General features: G+C 62.8%; 17 protein-coding genes and 1 pseudogene. 7 read left to right on the forward strand and 11 right to left on the reverse strand.

The annotated features are described in order from the left end of the window. The first annotated feature begins 189 nt into the window (after window positions 1-189). On the forward strand, window positions 190-414 hold the full coding sequence (locus M4578_RS07870; RefSeq protein ID WP_073033773.1) for a hypothetical protein: 225 nt from the start codon (window positions 190-192) through the stop codon (window positions 412-414). Window positions 415-456: 42 nt separating this feature from the next. Here M4578_RS07870 and M4578_RS07875 read toward each other — a convergent pair whose 3' ends face one another. From M4578_RS07875 to ftsH, 6 genes are all read right to left on the reverse strand, one after another. Further along, the gene (locus M4578_RS07875) at window positions 457-2661 is read right to left on the reverse strand and encodes an amylo-alpha-1,6-glucosidase (protein WP_149884209.1); all 2205 of its coding nucleotides are present in this window, start codon (window positions 2659-2661) and stop codon (window positions 457-459) included. A 17-nt stretch (window positions 2662-2678) separates the two neighbouring features. Further along, the gene (locus M4578_RS07880; protein ID WP_149884208.1) at window positions 2679-3779 is read right to left on the reverse strand and encodes a glycosyltransferase family 4 protein; all 1101 of its coding nucleotides are present in this window, start codon (window positions 3777-3779) and stop codon (window positions 2679-2681) included. A 322-nt stretch (window positions 3780-4101) separates the two neighbouring features. After that, a complete protein-coding gene (locus M4578_RS07885; RefSeq protein ID WP_093412377.1) occupies window positions 4102-5247 on the reverse strand; it encodes a cation:proton antiporter in 1146 nt (381 codons plus the stop codon). Further along, entirely contained in the window at window positions 5247-5831 is a 585-nt protein-coding gene (locus M4578_RS07890) for an NADH dehydrogenase ubiquinone Fe-S protein 4 (RefSeq protein ID WP_338054513.1), read from the reverse strand. The genes M4578_RS07885 and M4578_RS07890 overlap by 1 nt, the downstream gene beginning before the upstream one ends. A 59-nt stretch (window positions 5832-5890) precedes the next feature. Beyond that, entirely contained in the window at window positions 5891-8671 is a 2781-nt protein-coding gene (locus M4578_RS07895; RefSeq protein ID WP_258092905.1) for an ATP-dependent Clp protease ATP-binding subunit, read from the reverse strand. Between the two features lie 52 nt (window positions 8672-8723). Then, window positions 8724-10556 (reverse strand): ATP-dependent zinc metalloprotease FtsH, encoded by a 1833-nt coding sequence (gene ftsH / locus M4578_RS07900; protein WP_149884206.1) that lies wholly within the window; start codon window positions 10554-10556, stop codon window positions 8724-8726. A 187-nt stretch (window positions 10557-10743) separates the two neighbouring features. On the opposite strand from ftsH, the gene M4578_RS07905 reads away from it, so the two are divergent. The 6 genes and pseudogenes from M4578_RS07905 (at window position 10744) to M4578_RS07930 (ending at window position 14511) form a co-directional block, all read left to right on the forward strand. After that, window positions 10744-11679, forward strand: a complete 936-nt coding sequence (locus M4578_RS07905) for a zinc metalloprotease HtpX (RefSeq protein WP_096804755.1) — start codon at window positions 10744-10746, stop codon at window positions 11677-11679. Window positions 11680-11943: 264 nt separating this feature from the next. Then, window positions 11944-12372: an Hsp20/alpha crystallin family protein gene (locus tag M4578_RS07910; RefSeq protein ID WP_073033766.1), complete on the forward strand. Its 429-nt coding sequence runs from the start codon at window positions 11944-11946 to the stop codon at window positions 12370-12372. A gap of 15 nt (window positions 12373-12387) precedes the next feature. Further along, window positions 12388-12786 carry an Hsp20/alpha crystallin family protein gene (locus M4578_RS07915; RefSeq protein ID WP_076625021.1) on the forward strand — a complete coding sequence of 133 codons (399 nt, stop codon included), beginning with the start codon at window positions 12388-12390 and terminating at the stop codon, window positions 12784-12786. Window positions 12787-12826: 40 nt separating this feature from the next. After that, the gene (locus M4578_RS07920; RefSeq protein WP_258092906.1) at window positions 12827-13318 is read left to right on the forward strand and encodes an Hsp20/alpha crystallin family protein; all 492 of its coding nucleotides are present in this window, start codon (window positions 12827-12829) and stop codon (window positions 13316-13318) included. Between the two features lie 266 nt (window positions 13319-13584). Further along, window positions 13585-13731, forward strand: a pseudogene (locus M4578_RS07925) (LysR family transcriptional regulator); the annotation flags it as partial. A 117-nt stretch (window positions 13732-13848) separates the two neighbouring features. Further along, window positions 13849-14511 carry a LysR family substrate-binding domain-containing protein gene (locus M4578_RS07930; RefSeq protein WP_258092974.1) on the forward strand — a complete coding sequence of 221 codons (663 nt, stop codon included), beginning with the start codon at window positions 13849-13851 and terminating at the stop codon, window positions 14509-14511. Here the strand turns inward: M4578_RS07930 and M4578_RS07935 are convergent. Genes M4578_RS07935 through trbL form a run of 5 tightly spaced genes read right to left on the reverse strand, consistent with a single transcriptional unit; the run spans window position 14505 to window position 18928 of the window. Then, window positions 14505-14744, reverse strand: a complete 240-nt coding sequence (locus tag M4578_RS07935; RefSeq protein ID WP_258092907.1) for a DUF2274 domain-containing protein — start codon at window positions 14742-14744, stop codon at window positions 14505-14507. The two genes, M4578_RS07930 and M4578_RS07935, sit on opposite strands and share 7 nt — an antisense overlap. A 2-nt stretch (window positions 14745-14746) precedes the next feature. After that, the gene (locus tag M4578_RS07940; RefSeq protein WP_258092908.1) at window positions 14747-15868 is read right to left on the reverse strand and encodes a TraB/TrbI/VirB10 family type IV secretion system protein; all 1122 of its coding nucleotides are present in this window, start codon (window positions 15866-15868) and stop codon (window positions 14747-14749) included. After that, a complete protein-coding gene (gene trbG, locus M4578_RS07945) occupies window positions 15865-16842 on the reverse strand; it encodes a P-type conjugative transfer protein TrbG (RefSeq protein WP_258092909.1) in 978 nt (325 codons plus the stop codon). Before trbG ends, M4578_RS07940 begins: the two co-directional genes overlap by 4 nt. Before the next feature lie 47 nt (window positions 16843-16889). Continuing rightward, the gene (trbF, locus tag M4578_RS07950; protein WP_258092910.1) at window positions 16890-17579 is read right to left on the reverse strand and encodes a conjugal transfer protein TrbF; all 690 of its coding nucleotides are present in this window, start codon (window positions 17577-17579) and stop codon (window positions 16890-16892) included. Then, entirely contained in the window at window positions 17576-18928 is a 1353-nt protein-coding gene (gene trbL, locus M4578_RS07955) for a P-type conjugative transfer protein TrbL (RefSeq protein WP_258092911.1), read from the reverse strand. Before trbL ends, trbF begins: the two co-directional genes overlap by 4 nt. Window position 18929: the final 1 nt, after the last annotated feature.

Here is an 18929-nt window from a genome sequence, read left to right on the forward strand (position 1 = left end):
CATGGGTACAGACGTCGGAAGCACCGCAGGAACGGCGTCCCGCCTTGTCACCGATCCCCATCTGGGCGATCAGCATAAATTGATTTGGAACAGCACCTTACGGTTTCAAGAGGATGCTCAAAACTTTTTTCTGCGAACAGAAATCCTATATTTCACGCACTTCCTTGTAGCATTCGAAAGGAGGAGATCATGACCGAGAACGACGTGAAGAGCATCTTGGGTCCCGGCACGGATCCTACACTTCTGTCTGATATTCTGCGCACCGGCGCTGACGCCTCCGAGCTTGCCCGTGCCAAGGCCTGGGTCGAGGCGGATGAAGCGCAGGTCGATGCCCATAGCCCCTTCCCATCGGGCCGGGTCGCCCGGTTGGTAGAATTGCTCGAAGCCGATCAGGAAGAAGACGATCTACTGTAACAGAAATCGGGCTGGCGCAGAAGATGGCGCCAGCCCGTCCCTTCAGGTGGTTACGATCACCCGAACCGGTCCGTCGCGACGCAGAACATCGGCAACCACGTGGGTGCCCGACCTGCGTAGAGCCACATCGACGGATCCACCATCAAGGCGCAGATTGCGCAGGACGACCTCTCCCAGAAACTCCGGAAGGATCGGTTGCTCGAAGATCACCTGACGCGCCTCAGCATCGAAGCGCAGCCCGAGACAGGCCTGAAGCAGCAACAGCGGCGCTCCCGCCGCCCAGGCCTGCGGCGTACAGGCCACCGGGTAGAAGGTCGGCCCTTGCGTCTCGCGGCGCGGAAAACCGCAGAACAGCTCCGGCAACCGTCTCAGATCGATATAGGTGGCGGCGGAGAAGATGCCCTCGAATATACGCGCGGCCTGTTCACGGAACCCGTAGCGCGCCAGCCCCGCCCCGATCAGCGCATTGTCATGGGGCCAAACCGACCCGTTGTGATAGCTCATCGGATTGTATCGTGCCTGACCCGCGGCAATGGTCCGCACTCCCCATCCGCAGAAAGACGTCGGCCCCATCAGGGCACGAATGACCGTTTCGGCGCGCTCCTCCGGGACGATTCCCGTCCAGAGCAGATGGCCCGCGTTCGAACTGCGTACTCGGCAGGGCCGTTTGTCACCATCGAGGGCAAGCACATAGGTCCCAAGTTCATCGTCCCAGAACGCCGCGTCGAAACGGGACTTGAGTTCCGAGGCCTTTCGCGCCTGCTCTTGCGCGATCCCGTCATGACCGAGTTCCCGTGCGATCTCGGCCGCGGCCAGCCGGGCGGCATAGACGTAGCCCTGCACTTCGCAAAGCGCGATCGGCCCATTGGCCAGCGTCCCATCGGCGTGAAACACCGCATCATGACTGTCCTTCCACCCCTGGTTGGCGAGCCCCTTGTCGCTGCGCCTCCCGTATTCCACGAAACCGTCGCCGTCCCGATCGCCATAGGTCTCGATCCAATCGAGCGCCGCACGGACATGCGGCCAGAGTGTTTCCAGCACCTCCCGATTGCCGGTGCGCTCGAAATACGCCCCGGCGAGCATCACGAACAGCGGTGTCGAATCCACGCTGCCGTAATAGCGCCGGAACGGAACTTCGCCGGTTTCCGCCATTTCGCCATAACGCACTTCATGAAGGATCTTGCCTGGCTCGGCATCGGTATGCGGATCGAATTCCGTCGCCTGGTTGGCCGCAAGATGCAGCAAAACGCCCCGCGCGACCGCCGGGTCGAGCCAGAGCATTTCCCGGGCGGTGATCAGAGCATCGCGACCGAACACGGTGCTGAACCAGGGCACGCCCGCATAGGGATAGGGCCCCTCCTCCGTATCGGTCATGAGCATGTAGAGGTCCGAGACCGAACGGCGCATGGTCTCATTGAAAATCTCGTTGGAGCTTTGCACCGTGGCTGCGCGGGAAGAGGAACGTCTGAGTGCGCGGCGCGCGTCCCGCAAGGAGCGGAAAAACAGGCGCGACGGAGGATCCTCGGCCCCATTCGCGTCGCAGCCGATCTCGATAAAGAGCGAACGCGTTTCGCCGGGGGCGAGGCTCAGACGATAGACGGCTTTCCCCGGCTCAAGCTGCGCAGGCGCAGGATCGAAACGCAGAGCGGTGCTACGTGGATTGTGGTCGAGCCCCCGGTACGACAAGAGTACGTGCGAGCCATCCACCTCCGGCAAGAGCGACGTTCCCCGGCGGGCCCGTACCCGGCCACGGACCTCAAAAATATCCGCAAAATCGGCCTCAAAGGCGATTTCCAAGGTAACTTCATGTGCGACCTCGTCAAAATTGCGTACCGCCAGCCGCTCATAACAGGTGCCTTGCCAGAGAAACCGCGTCCGGCGCATGTGGATGCGATCATGCGCAATCAGACAGCGACCGGTTTCGTCATTAAGATCGGGATTCGTCAGATCGCAGGTCAGCGTCGCGTTATCGTCGCGCAATGTGGACGAGAGCAGCATGGGCCGCTCTCCCCCGATGGTCAGATAGTAATGCGAGAGATACCTGGTGTCGCGATGGAACAGGCCCTCGGGGCTGCCCGGCCCCGAGAGCACATCGCCATTGTGATCGAACACGGCGAAGGTATCGCCGTGCTTCAGGGTTCGTGGCCGCCGTTCCTGCAAGGAGGCTGCCGCCGGGATGAAGAATTGCGCCAGCGGCGCGACCAGTTGCGACGCACGTAAGCCCGTTTGTTGCAGCGCCTCGGTCATCTTATTCTCCTTCGCTCTCATTCCGCTGCATGCAGGACCTGAGCCCCTTGGCCCCCGAGCATATGCGGGAGCGGCATCGTAACAGCGTCGACGCCCGGCAACCCACGATAGATTTCGACATAGTCGCGCGCCATGCGGTCCGCAGTGAAGCGTTCTTCGAACGTCTCGCGCACGATTCGTCTGCTGATTCGGTTCAGTTTCCCCACAGCTGCGGCGGCATCTTCCAGAGAATTCACTACATAGCCAGTCAGCCCAGGCTCTACGATCTCCGGCACGGAGCCATTCGCCCATGCGATCACCGGCGTGCCGCAAGCCATAGCTTCGATCATCACGAGACCGAAAGGTTCAGGCCAGTCGACAGGGAACAACAGCGCCCGCGCGTTCCCGAGAAACTCGGCTTTTTGTTCTTCGTTAATTTCCCCAATGAACTCGACATTGTCATGGGCATCGACCATCGGTGCTATGATCTCGTCCCAATACTTGCGATCCGCATCGCCGATCTTAGCAGCAATTTTCAATGGCATCCCCGCTCGCACCGCTATCTCGATGGCGCGGTCCGGCCGTTTCTCCGGCGAAATCCGTCCGAGAAAAGCAAGATAGTCGCCGTTCGGGCGTTCGGTGAAGGGCAGCAGAGTCTTGGGAAGTCCGTGATAGACGGTCCCTGCCCAGTTCACGAAGGGCAGCGGACGGCGCTGGTCGTCCGAGATCGAAACGAGCGGATAGTTCGGGAAGGTCGCATAGAAGGGACGAAGATCAGGCCCGTCGAGCCGGCCGTGCATGGTCGTCACCATGCGATCGGCGAATGCGCGCGCCATGGGATAATGCAGGAAGTCGATGTGAAAATGCAGCACGTCGAATTCATCGGCCCGCAAGCGGACTTCCTCCAGCATGGCGACATGCCACGGCAGCGAGTTCTTCACGTTCGGATCGAGCCGGAGCGCTTCCTTGCTGCACGGGACCAGGTGGGCCTTGGTCCGGCTGTCGCCGCTGGCGAACAGCGTGACTTCATGGCCCTGCCTGACCAGTTCCTCGGTGAGATAGGAGACGATCCTTTCTGTTCCCCCATAGAGACGCGGCGGGCAACTTTCTTCCAGCGGTGCGATCTGTGCGATCTTCATCGGCAAAACCTCCTCTTCTGAGCGAAGCCTCAACAATGGACGCGAGAAGGTCGTCTACGATCACCCCGCCTGGGCATGACCGCCGGATGTGGCATCTCGAATTCGGACAGTCGTGATACAAGATCACTGCCATCCGCCGGACCATCGTGCCGGAACGCGAGATGGCCTTGCCCGGCAAAACCTCCTGCGCAAAACAGCGATGTCAGATAGCAGGGAACCCCTGCAAAAAGTTCAGTTAGAAATCGGCTTTGGAGTTTCAACCCCTACGATGCCCAAAAATATTATGCGAAGCAGGCAACTGCTGAGTGTGCGTCGGTCGCATTTACGCTGCGCGACGAACCACAACCGCTCCAATCAGCATGCTCAGCCCCAACGCGAGGAACAGAGGCTCGGCGACCTTGGCTTGCAACAGGCCGGAGGCAGTCGTGACAGAGATGAGCATCAAGCTGAATTCGCCGCCATGGGCCAGGATGGCGCCCGCGCGAAGCGCAGTCTCGAGCTGTTCTCCGAACATGCGGGTCAGGGCAACAACAAGCGCGAGTTTCACCACCATGAGCACAAAAAGCCATGCCAACACCGTTGGCCATGTCGACCAAACCGCACCTATATGGAGTTGAGTTCCGATACCGATGAAGAACACCCCGACGAACAAATCCCGGAACGGCCTGATTTCCCGTTCGACAAATTGGCGAGCGTCGCACTCGGCGATCATCATGCCGGCAGTGAATGCACCGAGCGCCGGCGAAAGACCCGCACCCTGCGCAATAATGGCCGCGAGCAAGGCTACGGTCAGGGCCAGAAGCTGTGCGAGTTCAGCCTCGCCCTGGGTTGCGACCCATCCGGCAAGCCGCTGAAGCATTGACCGGGCGATGAAGAGCGCCCCGACGAGCACGCCCATGCCCCCAACCATCTTCAGGACGTCGTGCGCGCTTCCCACGGCTCCGGCTGCGGCGATGACATCGTGAAACGCCAGAAAGCCGACGGCCGCCAGATCCTGAAACAGCAGAACAGCGATCGCGACCCGTCCCTGAGGCGTTCCGAGCGCATCGCCGCCCGCCAGGACCTTGAGGCAAAGCGCGGTCGACGACATCGCGACCGCGCCAGCGATCAGAACCGCCGCCGCCGGCGCGATCTCGGTAAAGACGAGGAGCCCTACGGTGACTAACCCTCCGACTACGAGCACCTGTGCCAGACCGAGCCCGAAGATCAGTCGCCGGAGCGACACGAGCTTGTCGAGGGAGAATTCCAGACCAAGCGCAAAGAGAAGCAGGATCACCCCGACCTCACCGATAAGCGTCAGTGTTGCACCCTCCGCGATGAGCCCCAGACCCGACGGCCCGATCACAATGCCGGACAGCAGGAAACCGACCAGTGCGGGGATGCCAAGCCGTGCGCAGATTGCGACATGGCAAAAAGCCATCATGGCGAGCAACGCGGCGGCCTCCAACAGCCCCTGGTCGGCGTGCATCAACGTCGCCCGCTTCCATAGACAGTCGCCCCGATCCACGCCGGTGGGTCGGACGCGGGGAAGGACTCAGCACTCGCTTCACTGACCGGGTCTGCAGCCGTCGCGAGTTCCGCTGAGAGATCACGAACGCTGGCCGCGTCGATGCCTCGGTGAAGCTGGTGCCCGGAACTCGGTCGGTGGCCTGTCTCGATGCGATGGGCGCCAGGAGCATCGGCTCCCTTGCTGGTTGGCACGGTTTCCCACCAGAAGCGGCGCGGTGGCACGGATCGACGTTTGTCCGGCTCGTGGCGCACGATATACTGCCAGTCGTTTCGTTCCGCGAAGGCGATGGCGCTGTCGAGATCAGGGAATGTCAGGCGGATCGGACGATAGGGATCTTCGGTTGCGGTCCAGCCCATAAGAGGCTCGATGACCGGCGCCCGGGCCGGCTCAAACTCGAGTATCCAATGCTGCCGCCTGATTGGAGCGGAGGTGTGGGACGAGCGAGCTGGCCTGTAGATCAACGCTGTCGGCACGTCTGGAGATGTCAGGTCAGTTCCGGGGATCTTCGGCCGGAATGGGGGGCGGTTATGTCCTTTCATCATGATTTACCTCTCTTCGGATTGCGGCACCGGCGGCGTTACCGTCGCCGGTGCACGGGCCGTCATTCGGCGGCAGGCTCGGTCTCTTCGCTATCGCTATTGCCCGGCTCGCCGAGGGCCTCGGTTTCTCCTGCGCTCTCCAGCTTTTGGAACGTGATCTTCTGATCATCCGCGGTCCAGGCGACGCGCACCTTGTCGCCGTCCTCGATCCGGCCCGAAAGCATCTCGCGGGCGAGCTCGGTCTCCAGCTCCGACCGGATTAGCCGTCGCAACTCGCGGGCGCCGAACTCTGGCCGGAAACCCACCGCTCCGAAATGCTCCGCAACGCTTCCGTCATAGTCGAGCTCGACGCCCTGGGTCATCGCCGTGCGGGCGACGCGGGCCAGCTGCAGCTCGACGATCTGCCGGATTTCCGACTGGTTCAGAGAATGGAAGACGATGATTTCGTCGATCCGGTTGATGAACTCGGGCCGGAAATGAACGCGCAGAACGTCCATCAGTTCGGCCTTCTGCCCGGCCTCGTCGAACTCCTTGGTTCCGCGCTTGCGAAGGTTGCGCTGGATGATGTCGGAACCGAGGTTCGACGTGGCGATGATGATGGTGTTGGTGAAATCCACCACGCGGCCCTTGCCATCGGTCAGGCGGCCATCGTCGAAGACCTGCAGCAGGATGTTATAGACATCCGCATGCGCCTTCTCGATCTCGTCGAGCAGCACGACAGAATAGGGCCGGCGCCGGACCCGTTCCGTCAACTGGCCGCCCTCGTCGTAACCGACATAGCCCGGCGGGGCGCCAACCAGCCGCGCGACCGCGTGACGTTCGCCATATTCGGACATGTCGATGCGGATCATCGCATCCTGATCACCGAAGATCGTCTCCGCCAGAGTCTTGGCCAGCTCGGTCTTGCCAACGCCGGTCGGGCCGAGGAACAGGAAGGTCGCGGTCGGGCCGGAGCCCTCGCGCAGCCCGGCGCGCGCCAGTCGCACGGCGTCGGCAACGGCATGGATGGCCTCTTCCTGGCCGATTACCCGCTCATGCAACTTGTCCTCGAGTTTCAGCAGCTTTTCGCGCTCTTCTGTCGTCAGTTCGCTCACCGGCACGCCGGTCAGTTTCGAGACGATCTGCGCCACGTGATCGGCGCGCACTTCAGCCGTCGCAGAGGCCCGGTCGCGCTTCCAAGTTTCCATCAACTCGTCAAGCTCGACCTGTTTCGTTTCAAGCTCTTTCTTGAGTTCAGCAGCACGGTCGAACTGCTTCCTCCCCGCGGCGTAGTCCTGCTCGCGCCGGATCTGGGCGACCTCAGCCTCGAGCTCCTGGACATCGACGGGACGCGCGGTAGCGCTGATCTTCACGCGCGCGGCAGCCTGGTCGATCAGGTCGATGGCTTTATCGGGCATGAAGCGGCCGGTGACGTAGCGGTCGGAAAGCTCGGCCGCCGCGACGATGGCCTCGTCGGTGATCGTCACCTTGTGGTGGCTTTCCAGCGTGTCGCGCAGGCCCCGCAGGATCATGATCGTCTGCGCCACCGTCGGCTCATCGACATAGACCGGCTGGAAGCGGCGCTCCAGCGCGGCGTCCTTCTCGATGTATTTCTGGTACTCGTTCAGGGTGGTCGCGCCGATCAGGTTCAGCTCGCCGCGGGCCAGCGCCGGCTTGAACGTATTGGCGATGTCGAGCCCGCCTTCGCCGCCGCCCTGTCCGGCTCCGACGATGGTGTGGATCTCGTCGATGAACAGGATCATGTCGGCCTTGTTGGCCTCGATCTCCTTGAGGATCTTCTGGACCCGCTCCTCGAACTCACCGCGATATTTCGATCCGGCCACCATCGAGTTGATGTTGAGTTCGACCAGCCGTTTGTCGCGCAGCGCCTCGGGCACCTCGCCCGCGACGATGCGCTGCGCCAGCCCCTCGATGATCGCGGTCTTGCCGACACCCGGTTCGCCGATCAGCACCGGGTTGTTCTTCTTGCGCCGCGCCAGAACCTCGATCGTCGTTTCGATTTCACGCGCCCGGCCGATCACCGGGTCGAGCCTGCCCTCGCGCGCCAGCTTGGTCAAATCGCGGCTATATTCATCCAGATCAGGCGTGCTCGACGGGGTTTCGACACGGCCTTCCTCGGCCCCCTGACCGACGACCTTCGTCACCTGCTGGCGTAGCGCCTGCGGCGTCAGGCCCAGCCGGTTCAAGATGCTCGACGCCACGCCCTCGCCCTCTTCGGCGAGACCGATTAGAAGGTGTTCGGGGCCGACATAGGAATGGCCCAGCTCGTTCGAGGCGATGAAGGCGCGGTTCAGCGCATCCTTCACCCGCGGGCTGACGCCGATCTCACGGTCCTCCCCCGTTGCGTTGCCCTTCTTCGCTTCGCTCTCGATCTGGCGGCGCAGATCGTCGGCGTCGATCTTGACCTGCCCCAGCACCGTGCGGACAACATCCGAGCCGGTCAGCGCCAGCAGAAGGTGTTCCGTATCAACCTCGGTCCGGCCGAATTCATGCGCCTTCTGGCCCGCCTCCTGCAAAAGCCGGTTGGCCTGTTCGCTCAGGCGGTCAGCGATATTGATGCCGCCGCGCCGCGCGGTGCGCCCCGCCTGTCGGATCGGGACGGGTTGCCCCTGATCTTCGCCAAACCGATCGAAAAGGCCACCGGCATCGCCAAAGAATTCATCGAAGAGCGAGCGCCCTCCGAAAAGCGATTCCAGTGGCGATGCGCTACGCCCCTGCCGTCGGGCGATCCTGCGGTAGTCCTCGTCGCAAAGCTCCATCACCTTGCGTTCACCGTTGACAGAGACCTGCGCACGAAAGCTGGCAGGTCGGGATTTGCAGATATCACAGATGCCGTTTGCCATTTTTCACCTCCGTCATGCTCCCAGCCGGAACGTCCGGACTGGGTCTCTATATTCAGGCCGCCTCGACCTCCTGAGTGCGGACCTTTTCTGCGATGGCCCGAAGGTCGGGCTCGTCCAGCGTCTCGCGGTCGAGCAGATCGCGGGACGTTTCCTCCAGCAGCGCCCGGTTCGCGTCGAGAAGCGCGACCGTACGTGCGAAGATGTCGTCGATGATCGCCTTGACAGCGGTATCCATCCGCTCGGCCGTTGCCTCGCTGTGGCGGCGGTTGAGCCAGGCGGATTGATCCCCCGTGCCAAGGAAGCCGGGCCGCTCGGTGTCATAGCTGACATGGCCCAGATCGGGGTCCATGCCGTAGCGCGCGACCATGCCCCTGGCGATGTCGGTTGCCTTCACCAGGTCGTCGGCGGCACCGGTCGAAAGGTGATCGTATATGACCTTCTCGGCCGCACGCCCGCCCAGAAGAACGGCGATCTTGTTCTCCAGTTCCTCGCGGGTCATCAGGAAGCGGTCTTCGGTCGGGCGCTGGATCGTATAGCCGAGCGCACCGATCCCGCGCGGGATGATCGAGACCTTGTGCACCGGATCGACCCCCGGCAGCGCCATCGCGACCAGCGCGTGCCCCATTTCGTGATGCGCCACGATTTCCCGCTCGCGCGCGTTCAGAACACGATTGCGCTTTTCCAGCCCGGCGACGATACGCTCTACCGCGTTGTTGAAGTCTTCCATGGTCACCGCATCGGCCTTTCGGCGGGTTGCCAATAGCGCCGCCTCATTGACCAGATTTGCCAGGTCCGCTCCGGAAAAGCCCGGGGTCAGCGCGGCGACCTTCTCGGCATCCACATCCGGTGCGAGCGTCACCTTCTTCATGTGTACCCCGAGGATCTGGATGCGGCCCTTCTTGTCGGGCTTGTCCACCAGCACCTGCCGGTCGAAGCGCCCGGCCCTGAGCAGCGCCGGGTCCAGGATTTCCGGCCGGTTGGTGGCCGCCAGCAGCACGATCCCCGACGACGGGTCGAACCCGTCCAGCTCAGTGAGAAGCTGGTTCAGCGTCTGCTCACGCTCGTCATGCCCGCCGGCCATCTGACCGGAGGCGCGGGCGCGACCAAGCGCGTCGAGCTCGTCAATGAAGATGATCGCGGGTGCGTTCTTGCGGGCCTGCTCGAACAGATCGCGCACCCTTGCGGCGCCGACGCCCACGAACATCTCGACGAATTCAGAGCCGGAGATCGAGAAGAAGGTCACGCCCGCCTCGCCCGCCACGGCCCGCGCCAGAAGCGTCTTGCCGGTACCCGGCGGGCCGACCAGCAGGATACCTTTCGGGATCCGCGCGCCGAGCTTGCCGTATTCCTCGGGCGTCTTCAGGAAATCGACCACTTCCTCCAGCTCGGCCTTGGCCTCGTCGACCCCGGCCACATCGGCAAAACTGACGCCGGTTTCCTTCTCCATGTAGACCTTGGCCTTGCTCTTGCCGACCTGCAGGAAGCCGCCAAAACCCTGACGCTCGGCGAACTTGCGAAAGACGAACATCCAGAGACCGAAGAAGACCACTGCCGGCACCACCCAGGAGAGAAGCGCCCCGATCCAGGTGTTTTGCGGAATGCCGGTGATCTCGACATCCGCGTCGTCCAGCCGTTCAAGAATGGCGGGATCGACGATCGTGGTGACGAAGCCCGAGCGCCCGTCGATGGGAGCTCCGAATGTACCGGTGATCGTATCGGACCCGACCGCAACCGAAGCGATGTCGCCGTCGGCTAGATACTGTTCGAATTGGCTATAGCTGATCGGCGCGGTGCTGCGGTAGCTGGCGATCAGATCCTGAATAAAGATCACCGCAAAAAATGCGACGATCCAGTACCAGATATTAAATTCGGTTCTCTTTTCCATCCCCTTATCTCCTCGGCGCCAACCCGTAGAGATGTTGCTGGTTTATCACACCCGGCCAGATTGGTATTGCTTGAGCCGAGTTCAAGAGGGATCCGACATGAAGATCGAAGCTGGCAACGATGCCCAAAATTCTTACATCCCGTGGTGTGCCACTTCCCGTTAGCTGCGAGTGAAGTTTATTGCGATCATGACTGCAACGCCGCGCCACCAATTCCTGAACCTGCTTCAATCCATCCTGCTTTTGGCGGGTATGGCGGTTATCGCCTGGTTCATCGTTTCGGCGATTGCGGGACAGGGCTTGGCGATTGCGATCGTCATCGGATCCTTGCTGGGATTGCTGCTGTCACCCGGCATCCCGAAACGCCTGTTGCTGAACGCCTACGGCGCACGCAGGCTCAGCGGGCGGGAATTTCCAGAGGGCATGGCGATACTGGCCGAACTCGCACGCCGCGCCGGGCTGCCGCGTGTACCGGAACTCTACTATGTACCGAGCCAGATACCGAACGCCTTCGCTATGGGCTCTCCGGATGAAAGCGCCGTCTGCGTCAGCGATGGTCTTCTGCGATTGATGAACCAGCGCGAACTGGCCGGGGTCCTGGCGCACGAGGTCGCTCACATCGCCAACCGCGATCTCTGGATCATGGGTCTGGCCGACGCGATGTCGCGCGCGGTGTCGCTCGCGTCCTGGGTTGGGCAACTCATCCTGCTGCTGAACCTGCCGCTCATCCTGGCCGGCGCGGCTTATGTGCCCTGGCAGGTACCACTTGTCCTGATCTTTTCACCCACGATCATGGCCCTTCTTCAGCTCGCGCTGTCGCGGGCCCGGGAATACGATGCCGACAGGGGCGGCGCCGAGCTGACCGGCGATCCCGATGGCCTCGCTTCGGCCCTCCTCAAGCTGGAACGCCGCATCGGGCGGGTCTGGGAAGAGATGTTCCTGCCCGGCCGCCGCATCCCCGAACCCTCGATCCTGCGCACGCACCCGCCCACCGCCGATCGAGTCCGGCGACTGCGTGCACTTTCCGGACCCCGCCGACCGGTCCCACCGTCCGTTCCCCTGAACGCACCGCGGGCTGTGCGCGTCTCCACGCCGCGTTACGGGCCCTGGGGCGTCTATCGATGAGTACTTTTTTGCGCTGAGGCCTTGAAGTTGCAAACAAGCAACACTTTATCCGCAGCGGAATGCCCAGTTGGGGTTTCACGGATACGCGACAGGTTCGGCTGATTCAGCGGACCGCCTGACGTTCGCCTGAGAGGAACGCATGGCAGACGCGAACGCACCAGACCGCCGCCGAAATGGCGAACCTTGAAGCATGTCCGTTCTCCGCGGGCGTTCAGTGGCGTGGTGACAAATCCACGCCGTCAACTGAAACGACGGAGGCGAAACATGCTCTATCCCACCTACACACGTCGCAGCGATCCGTTTGCGCTGATGCGCTCGATGCTGCGCGATTTTGACAGGACCTCTCCTGGCCGCGTGACCCAGCCCGTTTTCCCCGCCGTGAACGTCTGGCAGGGCGACGAGGCAGTCGCGATCACTGCAGAACTCCCTGGCGTTGACCCGGCCGACATCGACATTTCCGTGAAGGAAAATGTCCTGACGCTCTCTGGCGAGCGCAAGGCGCCCGAAATTCCGGAAGGCGGCCGCTGGCACCGCAACGAACGCGGCTTTGGCAAGTTCGCTCGTTCGGTTCGGCTGCCGTTCGTGGCCGCAGAGGACAAGGTCGAGGCGCGGATGACCAACGGTGTGCTGCGCATCGTGATCGGCCGTCCCGAAGAGGACAAGCCGCGGAAAATCGAGATCAAGGCTGCGTAAGAGGAGGACCGATCCATGACCAACGATGTGACACATACTGCCGACAAGACCGCGGCCGAGACACCGGAAACCACCACCGGCCGTCGTATCTACAGGCCGCTGACCGACATCGTCGAAACGACTGACGGGGTGACGCTGATGCTCGAGATGCCGGGCGTCGCCGCCGAAGACGTGGATATCACGCTCGAAAAGCGCGTGTTGACGATCCGAGGTAAGGTCCATGCCACGCAGCCCGAGAAGCTGCAATTGGCCTATGCCGAATACGGCGAGGGCGATTTCGAGCGAGCCTTCACCATGTCCGACGACTTCGACCCCGACAAGATCGGCGCGCAGGTCTCGAACGGTGTGTTGACCCTGACGCTGCCGCGCGCAGCGGAAGCCCAACCCAAAAAGATCACGGTAACGGCTTCGTAAACCCGACATGTCGCACCCAAAAGAAGAAAGGAGAACTCACATGCAGATCAAGGACCTGATCCCTTGGGCGCGGAAGGATCATGCGCCCGACCCGAAAAGTGATGACCAGAACCCCATCGCCACCCTTCAACGCGACATGAACCGTGTGTTTGAAGGCTTCTGGAACCGCGTCGGCGATTTCGACTGGCCCTGGGGAGGCGGCGACGCGAAATCCGACGTGGTCGAGACCGAAGATCACGTGGAGGTATCGATCGAACTGCCCGGGATGGAAATGAAGGACATCGAGGTCACCGTGACCGACGACATGCTGACCATCAAGGGCGAGAAGAAGATCGAGCGGCAGGAGGAGAAGAAGGGCTATTATCTCTCCGAACGCAGCTATGGCGCGATCTATCGCACGATCCCGCTACCGCCGGGAGTGGACGGTGAGAAGGCCGATGCCAGCTTCAAGAACGGCGTGCTGACGATCAAGCTGCCGCAGACCCCGGAGGCGCAGGCCAAGGTCAAGCGCATCGAGGTGAAAAACGCCTGATGCCAAATGGCGTGCCGGCGGCACCGTGCTGTCGGCACGACGACCTACACTTCTCCAGTCTTGGACGGCTAAATCCAATCGGGAGAGAGCGATGCAGGTCCGGTTGGAACTTCAGGCAGTTGCCCGGGACTGGTCTTCCGCAAAAGTACTTCCTAGCAGTTCACATAGCTAAAATGGACGAACGATCTCGTAAAAAGCACGGCACCAGAACCCTGCACGATCGAGTGCGAGACCCACCTATGGGGGCATCGAGCGGATGACACACGATGAAAAGGAGAGCACGTGACATTGAGTTTCGGCACCTGCGGTGCTTCGTTAATGCAGCCGATCATGGCAGTTTCCGAAAGGCTGGAAGCACGATGGGTGTCCCGCAGTCATCAATCAGTCGATGCATCTGCGATCTCGAAGATCGCCTCGGAACATCCTTGTTCCACCGTCATCGACGCGGTGTGGCCCTAAACCGCGCCGGGCAACAATTTCTACCTCGCGCACGTCAGATAATTCGCGGGCTTGATGAGAGCTTGCACGCGATGGCGGCACTTGGCAGATCGGAAAACGGCCGTATAAGAGTTGGCATTTATTCATCGATTGCCTCGGGCTTTCTGGCCGAATTGCTGCGCTCCTTCGGGGAGCAGCACAATCATGTGCAGATCGAATTGATCGATGGAAACCCGGAAGAACACGTCGCTGCCATTCGCGGGCTCAAACTCGACGTCGCTTTCCTAACCGGAACCCGAACCTGGCAAGATTGCGACAGCGCATTGATGTGGTCGGAAGGTGTTTTCGTTGTCCTGCCTGAACGCCATGAGTTAGCCATCCGGACAGCAGTCGACTGGCGCGAGCTTAGCGGCGAGGCTTTCATGGTCAGCGAAACAGCGCCGGGCCAAGAGATCTATGACTATCTGGTGAGGAAGCTGGCAGACCTCAGTTGGCACCCTGACATACACGTGCAATCCGTAAGTCGAGATAACCTGCTGTCATTGGTTGCCATTGGGCGAGGTTTGACCGTGGTCAGCGAGGCGATGACGGTGACGAACCATCCGGGAGTGGTCTTTCGCCCGATCAAGGGCGAGCGCCTTCCATTTTCTGCAATCTGGTCGCCGAATAACGACAACCCCGCGTTCAGGCGTCTTCTGAGCATGGCGAGGACAAAAGCAGGGTCGGAAAGCGGAAAGAAGCGCGGCTATCAGTGAGCATCTCTGTGGATTTGAGCCGCACGCCTCGCCTTCGCGAACCCGCGATCCGTCGCCATGAACCGCTCCAGCATCGGCACGATCAGCCGGACAGGATCGGCTACAGGCTGGCCTGTCTCCCGCCCTAACACCTCCGCATAGGCGACCAGATCGCGATGAACGGACGCGGGTAATTCCACTGTCACCTTCACCGGCTTGTCATCGGGCAAAGGCCCAAGCTTGAGTTTCGACATGATCAACCTCCTGCCGGTTCGAATACCAGATCGCGGGTGACGATGATCCTGACCGGGAACCCCGGACGGATGGTCAGTGTCGGCGCGACCTGCAACTGACGCTGTACGATCTGCTGACCGGCCTGGTTGATCGTGTCCACCGCGCCATCGCGGATCGCCTGGACCAGGCGGTCTTCGTCATCGGTGGCGATGTCCGCGCCGATCGCGAGCAGTGTGGACAGACCCGCCGCGCGCATCAGATCCCACCAATGGTAGTTGACGCCATCTTCGAGGCCGGCATAGCCGCTCGCATCCGCGCCTGGCAGACGTTCGAGAACGATGGATTGACCACCCGGCAGGATCAGGCGGTTCCAGACCAGCAGAACGCGGCGTCGGCCGAACGTCACACCGTCATCGTATTGGCCGATGATGCGGGTTCCTTGTGGGATCAGCAGCAGCGATCCGGTCGGGCTGTCATAGACATTCTCGGTGACCTGCGCGGTGATCTGCCCCGGGAGATCGGAGCGAATGCCGGTGATGAGCGCGGCGGGTATCACCGCTCCCGCCTGAAGGATGTACGGCGAGGCTGGCGGCTGAATGCGATCCGATGCGACGGTTTGCCGGTCCACCGGACCGTTGAGGAAAGCCGTATGCCGGCTCCCCTCAGGTTGCTCGGAGCCCCCCAGGCCCGGAAGACTCACGCCGACCCCGGCCGTCGCTGCCCTGCCAGACGCCGTCTGGAAGAAGACACCGCTCAGGCGCGCGGTTTCCTCCTCTGCCCGGCGGCGCTCCGCGTCCGGATCGACGGTCGGTCCCACAATCGGCGGAGGGCCTACGGGCACTCCCCGCTCCTGCGCGTCGAGGATCGGCCGCCCGAGGTCACCGGGCAGTGCGGGTCCCAGAACCGGTCCGGTATAGTCGGACGGCAACCCTTCCAGCCCGTCCGCGGCCGGTCGGTTGTCGATGGAATAGAGTTCTCCACCTCCCGGCCCTGCCTCACGGGTCTGGAGAGCATAGATCAGCGCACCCCCAATGCCGAACAGCGCGACCGCTCCGACACCGGCCAGAACCTTGCGCGACAGCCTCGTCACGCGCGGCGGATCGGGGCGCAGACGCATCGGCGCTGCAGGATTGGTGTCACTCATGACGCCCCTCCCCTTTGCGCATCCCCCTCCGTCCGCGCATCCGCCTCGCGCTCCTCCATGCGCACGATCCGGATCACCTGCTGGCGGTCTCCTGCCCCCAGACGGAGCTCCGCCGCACCGAAGAGGCGATCCACGATCAGCACGTTCCGGTGGATACGGCTGTTGACGATCTGCGGTTCTCCGTCGGCGCCGAGCACGAAGAGTGGCGGCATCTCGCCCTGGGCGATGCCAGCCGGGAAGACGACATAAACGCGACGGCCATCGTCGAACACGGAAACCGGGCGCCAGGGCGGGCTCTCCCCCTGGATCTGCAAGCCGTAGCGATGATTGCGGGCAGAGGGCGCCGGAATGGTCGGCGCGGTTGCTACAGCCTGTCGCCCACCACGGGGCGCTGCCGGATAGGCCCAGGCGACCGAGGGCATGTAGAGCGCCTCGCGTGCACGCAGCTCGATCGTATACACCCGCCTGTCAGTGCTGATCACCAGATTGGTCGAGATATCGTCCCGCGTCGGTTTGACGAGGATGTGGACGCGGGCGGTGGATCCGGACCCGCTCTCCGTGTCGCCGATGATCCAGCGCGTGGTATCCCCTGCGGCGATCGGGCCTGCGCCGGTTAGGCGCTCGCCCGGCTCGAGTGCGATATTGGTGATCTGACCCGGCGCGGCATAGACCTGATAGAGAGCACCTTCCGACCAGGGATAGATCTGGATCGCATTGTAATAACCCTCGCGGCGCGGCTCGACTCGGGCGGCCGCATTGGCGTTTTCGATACGGCCAGTCGGTGTGCCTGCCGCCGCTCCGCCATGCGCCACTGTCCAGGCCGGCGGCCTATGCAGCGGCCGAGGACGTTCCTCGGCAGCCGAGGCGGGCGGAGTGGGCAGCGGCGGCACGGACTCGTCGTAGCTGAATTCCGGCACCCGGTTGCTGGCACATCCCGCCAGCACGGATGCGGATAGCAGCAGGGCCACCAACATCGGCCTCCTGACGCTCGAAGACCTGATTGCACGAACATGAGTTTCAGTCATTGGCTCATCTCCCGCGACCAGGAGATCGCATTGACATAGATTCCGAGGGGATTGGCGCGCAGGCGCTCGGCGCGGCGCGGGGTCTGGATCACGACGGTCAGGATCGCGGTCCAGCGCTCGGTCGTGGAAAGCTGACCGTTCTCGTAGTGACGCTCGGTCCAGGCAACGCGGAACGATCCCGGCGAGGCCCGGATGACCGAGGACACCTCGACAGCGATCTGTTGACGACCGACGCGTGTGAACGGGTCGTTCGCGCGAGCGAAGTCGTTGAGCGCGGCCGCCCCTCGATCCGTGGTGAACTCATAGGCGCGCAACCAGTTCTGCCGCACGATAATCGGATCGGCGGGGATCGACCGGACCTGTTCGATGAAACGACCCAAATGGAAGGCGATCTGCGGATCGGTCGGCTCGTAATCGGCGGAGGCCGGAGCGACGGTCTGGGCCTCGCCGAGCGCGTCGACCTGAACGACCCAGGGCACTACCGTGCCGCGTGCGGATTGCCAAACCAGGGCGCCAGCAAAACCCGCCGCGAGGATCAGGCTGCCGAAGGCCATGTAGCGCCAGTTGCGGGCCTGAACACGGGCGGAGCCGATACGCTCATCCCAGACCTGCGCAGCCCTCTGGTAAGGCGTCTCTGGTTGAGGTGTCTTGCCATAATGCGTGGCGGAGCGCCTGAAGAGGTTCATGAGCGATCCCTTTCGGAGAGATTGACGGAGGAGCCCGAGCCGTGGCTGTCACCCGACCGGACGGCGTGGGCGGCAGCGCGCACGCCATGGCTCACGGCCTGGCTATGGCGCATGCGCTTCGCCCAAGCTGGCGGGCCCTCGGAGGCGGACGGGCTGGAGCTGCCAAGCTCAGGTGCCGCGTCGCCGACCGTGCCCATCGAGGTGGTTCCGCCCGTCGCCGCAACACCGCCCTTGACGCCCTCGGCGTAGCTGGACTGGATCCCGCCAGCCGCGCGAGAGGAGGCCTTCTTGAGCGGTGATGCCGCAGCGGCGGCCCCGGCGCGCGCTACACCAGCCATCCCACCGGAGAGACCACCTCCACCCATCGAGCCGAGCGTGTAGGCGCTCGAGGCAGCGCCCGCCGCGGTGGCGCCGCCGCGTGCGAGGGTGGCACCTCCGGAGAGCGCGGACCCGGCCCCGCGCGCTGCGAGCATGGTCGCCCCTCCGGCCCCGATCGCAGCACCACCAACGACAAGGCCGGTGCCTATGGCCGCCCCCGCGCTAAGTTGCGGCCCGCCGGACACCAGACCTGAGGCAATGCCGGGGCCGAAGATACCGAGGCCCAGCAGAGACAGGGCGGCCAGCACAATCGCCATGGCGTCATCGATGGTCGGCGTCACGCCTCCGAAACCCGCGGTGAACTGACCGAAGAGCGTCGATCCGATGCCGATGATCACGGCGAGGACCAGAACCTTGATGCCTGAGGAGATGACGTTGCCCAGCACGCGCTCGGCCATGAAGGCGGTCTTGCCGAAGAGGCCGAAGGGGATCAGCACGAAGCCCGCGAGGGTCGTGAGCTTGAACTCGATCAGGGTGACGAAGAGCTGCACCGCGAGGATGAAGAAGGCGAGGATCACCAGCGCCCAGGCGAAGAACAGGCAGAGGATCTGGACGAGGTTCTCGAAGACAGCGACCCAGCCCATCAGATCGGAGATGCTTTCGAGCAGCGGTCGTCCGGCCTCGAGCCCGGTCTGGGCGACGCGGCCGGGGCGCAGAAGATCAGCAGTTGAGAACCCGGTGCCCGAGGCCATCAGACCGAGGCCCGCGAAGCTCTCGAAGACGATCCGGGCGAGGTTGTTCCAGTTGGAGATGATATAGGCGAAGACGCCGACGAAGAGTGTCTTCTTCACCAGTCGGGCGATGATGTCGTCATCGGCGCCCCAGGCCCAGAACAGCGCGGCCAGCGTCACGTCGATCACGATCAGCGTGGTGGCGATGAAGGCCACCTCGCCCCCGAGCAGGCCGAACCCGCTGTCGATATAGCTGGTGAAGATGCCCAGAAAGTTGTCGATGACGCCGATTCCACCCATG

The organism is Salipiger pentaromativorans (genome assembly GCF_024721115.1).
Classification (GTDB): domain Bacteria; phylum Pseudomonadota; class Alphaproteobacteria; order Rhodobacterales; family Rhodobacteraceae; genus Salipiger; species Salipiger pentaromativorans.

What these genes read in the sequence shown, in the direction of transcription:
- M4578_RS07870 (WP_073033773.1), top strand. Translation starts at nt 190, where the DNA reads ATGACCGAGAACGACGTGAAGAGCATCTTGGGTCCCGGCACGGATCCT.
- M4578_RS07875 (WP_149884209.1), bottom strand. Translation starts at nt 2,661, where the DNA reads ATGACCGAGGCGCTGCAACAAACGGGCTTACGTGCGTCGCAACTGGTC.
- M4578_RS07880 (WP_149884208.1), bottom strand. Translation starts at nt 3,779, where the DNA reads ATGAAGATCGCACAGATCGCACCGCTGGAAGAAAGTTGCCCGCCGCGT.
- M4578_RS07885 (WP_093412377.1), bottom strand. Translation starts at nt 5,247, where the DNA reads ATGCACGCCGACCAGGGGCTGTTGGAGGCCGCCGCGTTGCTCGCCATG.
- M4578_RS07890 (WP_338054513.1), bottom strand. Translation starts at nt 5,831, where the DNA reads ATGATGAAAGGACATAACCGCCCCCCATTCCGGCCGAAGATCCCCGGA.
- M4578_RS07895 (WP_258092905.1), bottom strand. Translation starts at nt 8,671, where the DNA reads ATGGCAAACGGCATCTGTGATATCTGCAAATCCCGACCTGCCAGCTTT.
- ftsH (WP_149884206.1), bottom strand. Translation starts at nt 10,556, where the DNA reads ATGGAAAAGAGAACCGAATTTAATATCTGGTACTGGATCGTCGCATTT.
- M4578_RS07905 (WP_096804755.1), top strand. Translation starts at nt 10,744, where the DNA reads ATGACTGCAACGCCGCGCCACCAATTCCTGAACCTGCTTCAATCCATC.
- M4578_RS07910 (WP_073033766.1), top strand. Translation starts at nt 11,944, where the DNA reads ATGCTCTATCCCACCTACACACGTCGCAGCGATCCGTTTGCGCTGATG.
- M4578_RS07915 (WP_076625021.1), top strand. Translation starts at nt 12,388, where the DNA reads ATGACCAACGATGTGACACATACTGCCGACAAGACCGCGGCCGAGACA.
- M4578_RS07920 (WP_258092906.1), top strand. Translation starts at nt 12,827, where the DNA reads ATGCAGATCAAGGACCTGATCCCTTGGGCGCGGAAGGATCATGCGCCC.
- M4578_RS07930 (WP_258092974.1), top strand. Translation starts at nt 13,849, where the DNA reads ATGGCGGCACTTGGCAGATCGGAAAACGGCCGTATAAGAGTTGGCATT.
- M4578_RS07935 (WP_258092907.1), bottom strand. Translation starts at nt 14,744, where the DNA reads ATGTCGAAACTCAAGCTTGGGCCTTTGCCCGATGACAAGCCGGTGAAG.
- M4578_RS07940 (WP_258092908.1), bottom strand. Translation starts at nt 15,868, where the DNA reads ATGAGTGACACCAATCCTGCAGCGCCGATGCGTCTGCGCCCCGATCCG.
- trbG (WP_258092909.1), bottom strand. Translation starts at nt 16,842, where the DNA reads ATGTTGGTGGCCCTGCTGCTATCCGCATCCGTGCTGGCGGGATGTGCC.
- trbF (WP_258092910.1), bottom strand. Translation starts at nt 17,579, where the DNA reads ATGAACCTCTTCAGGCGCTCCGCCACGCATTATGGCAAGACACCTCAA.
- trbL (WP_258092911.1), bottom strand. Translation starts at nt 18,928, where the DNA reads ATGGGTGGAATCGGCGTCATCGACAACTTTCTGGGCATCTTCACCAGC.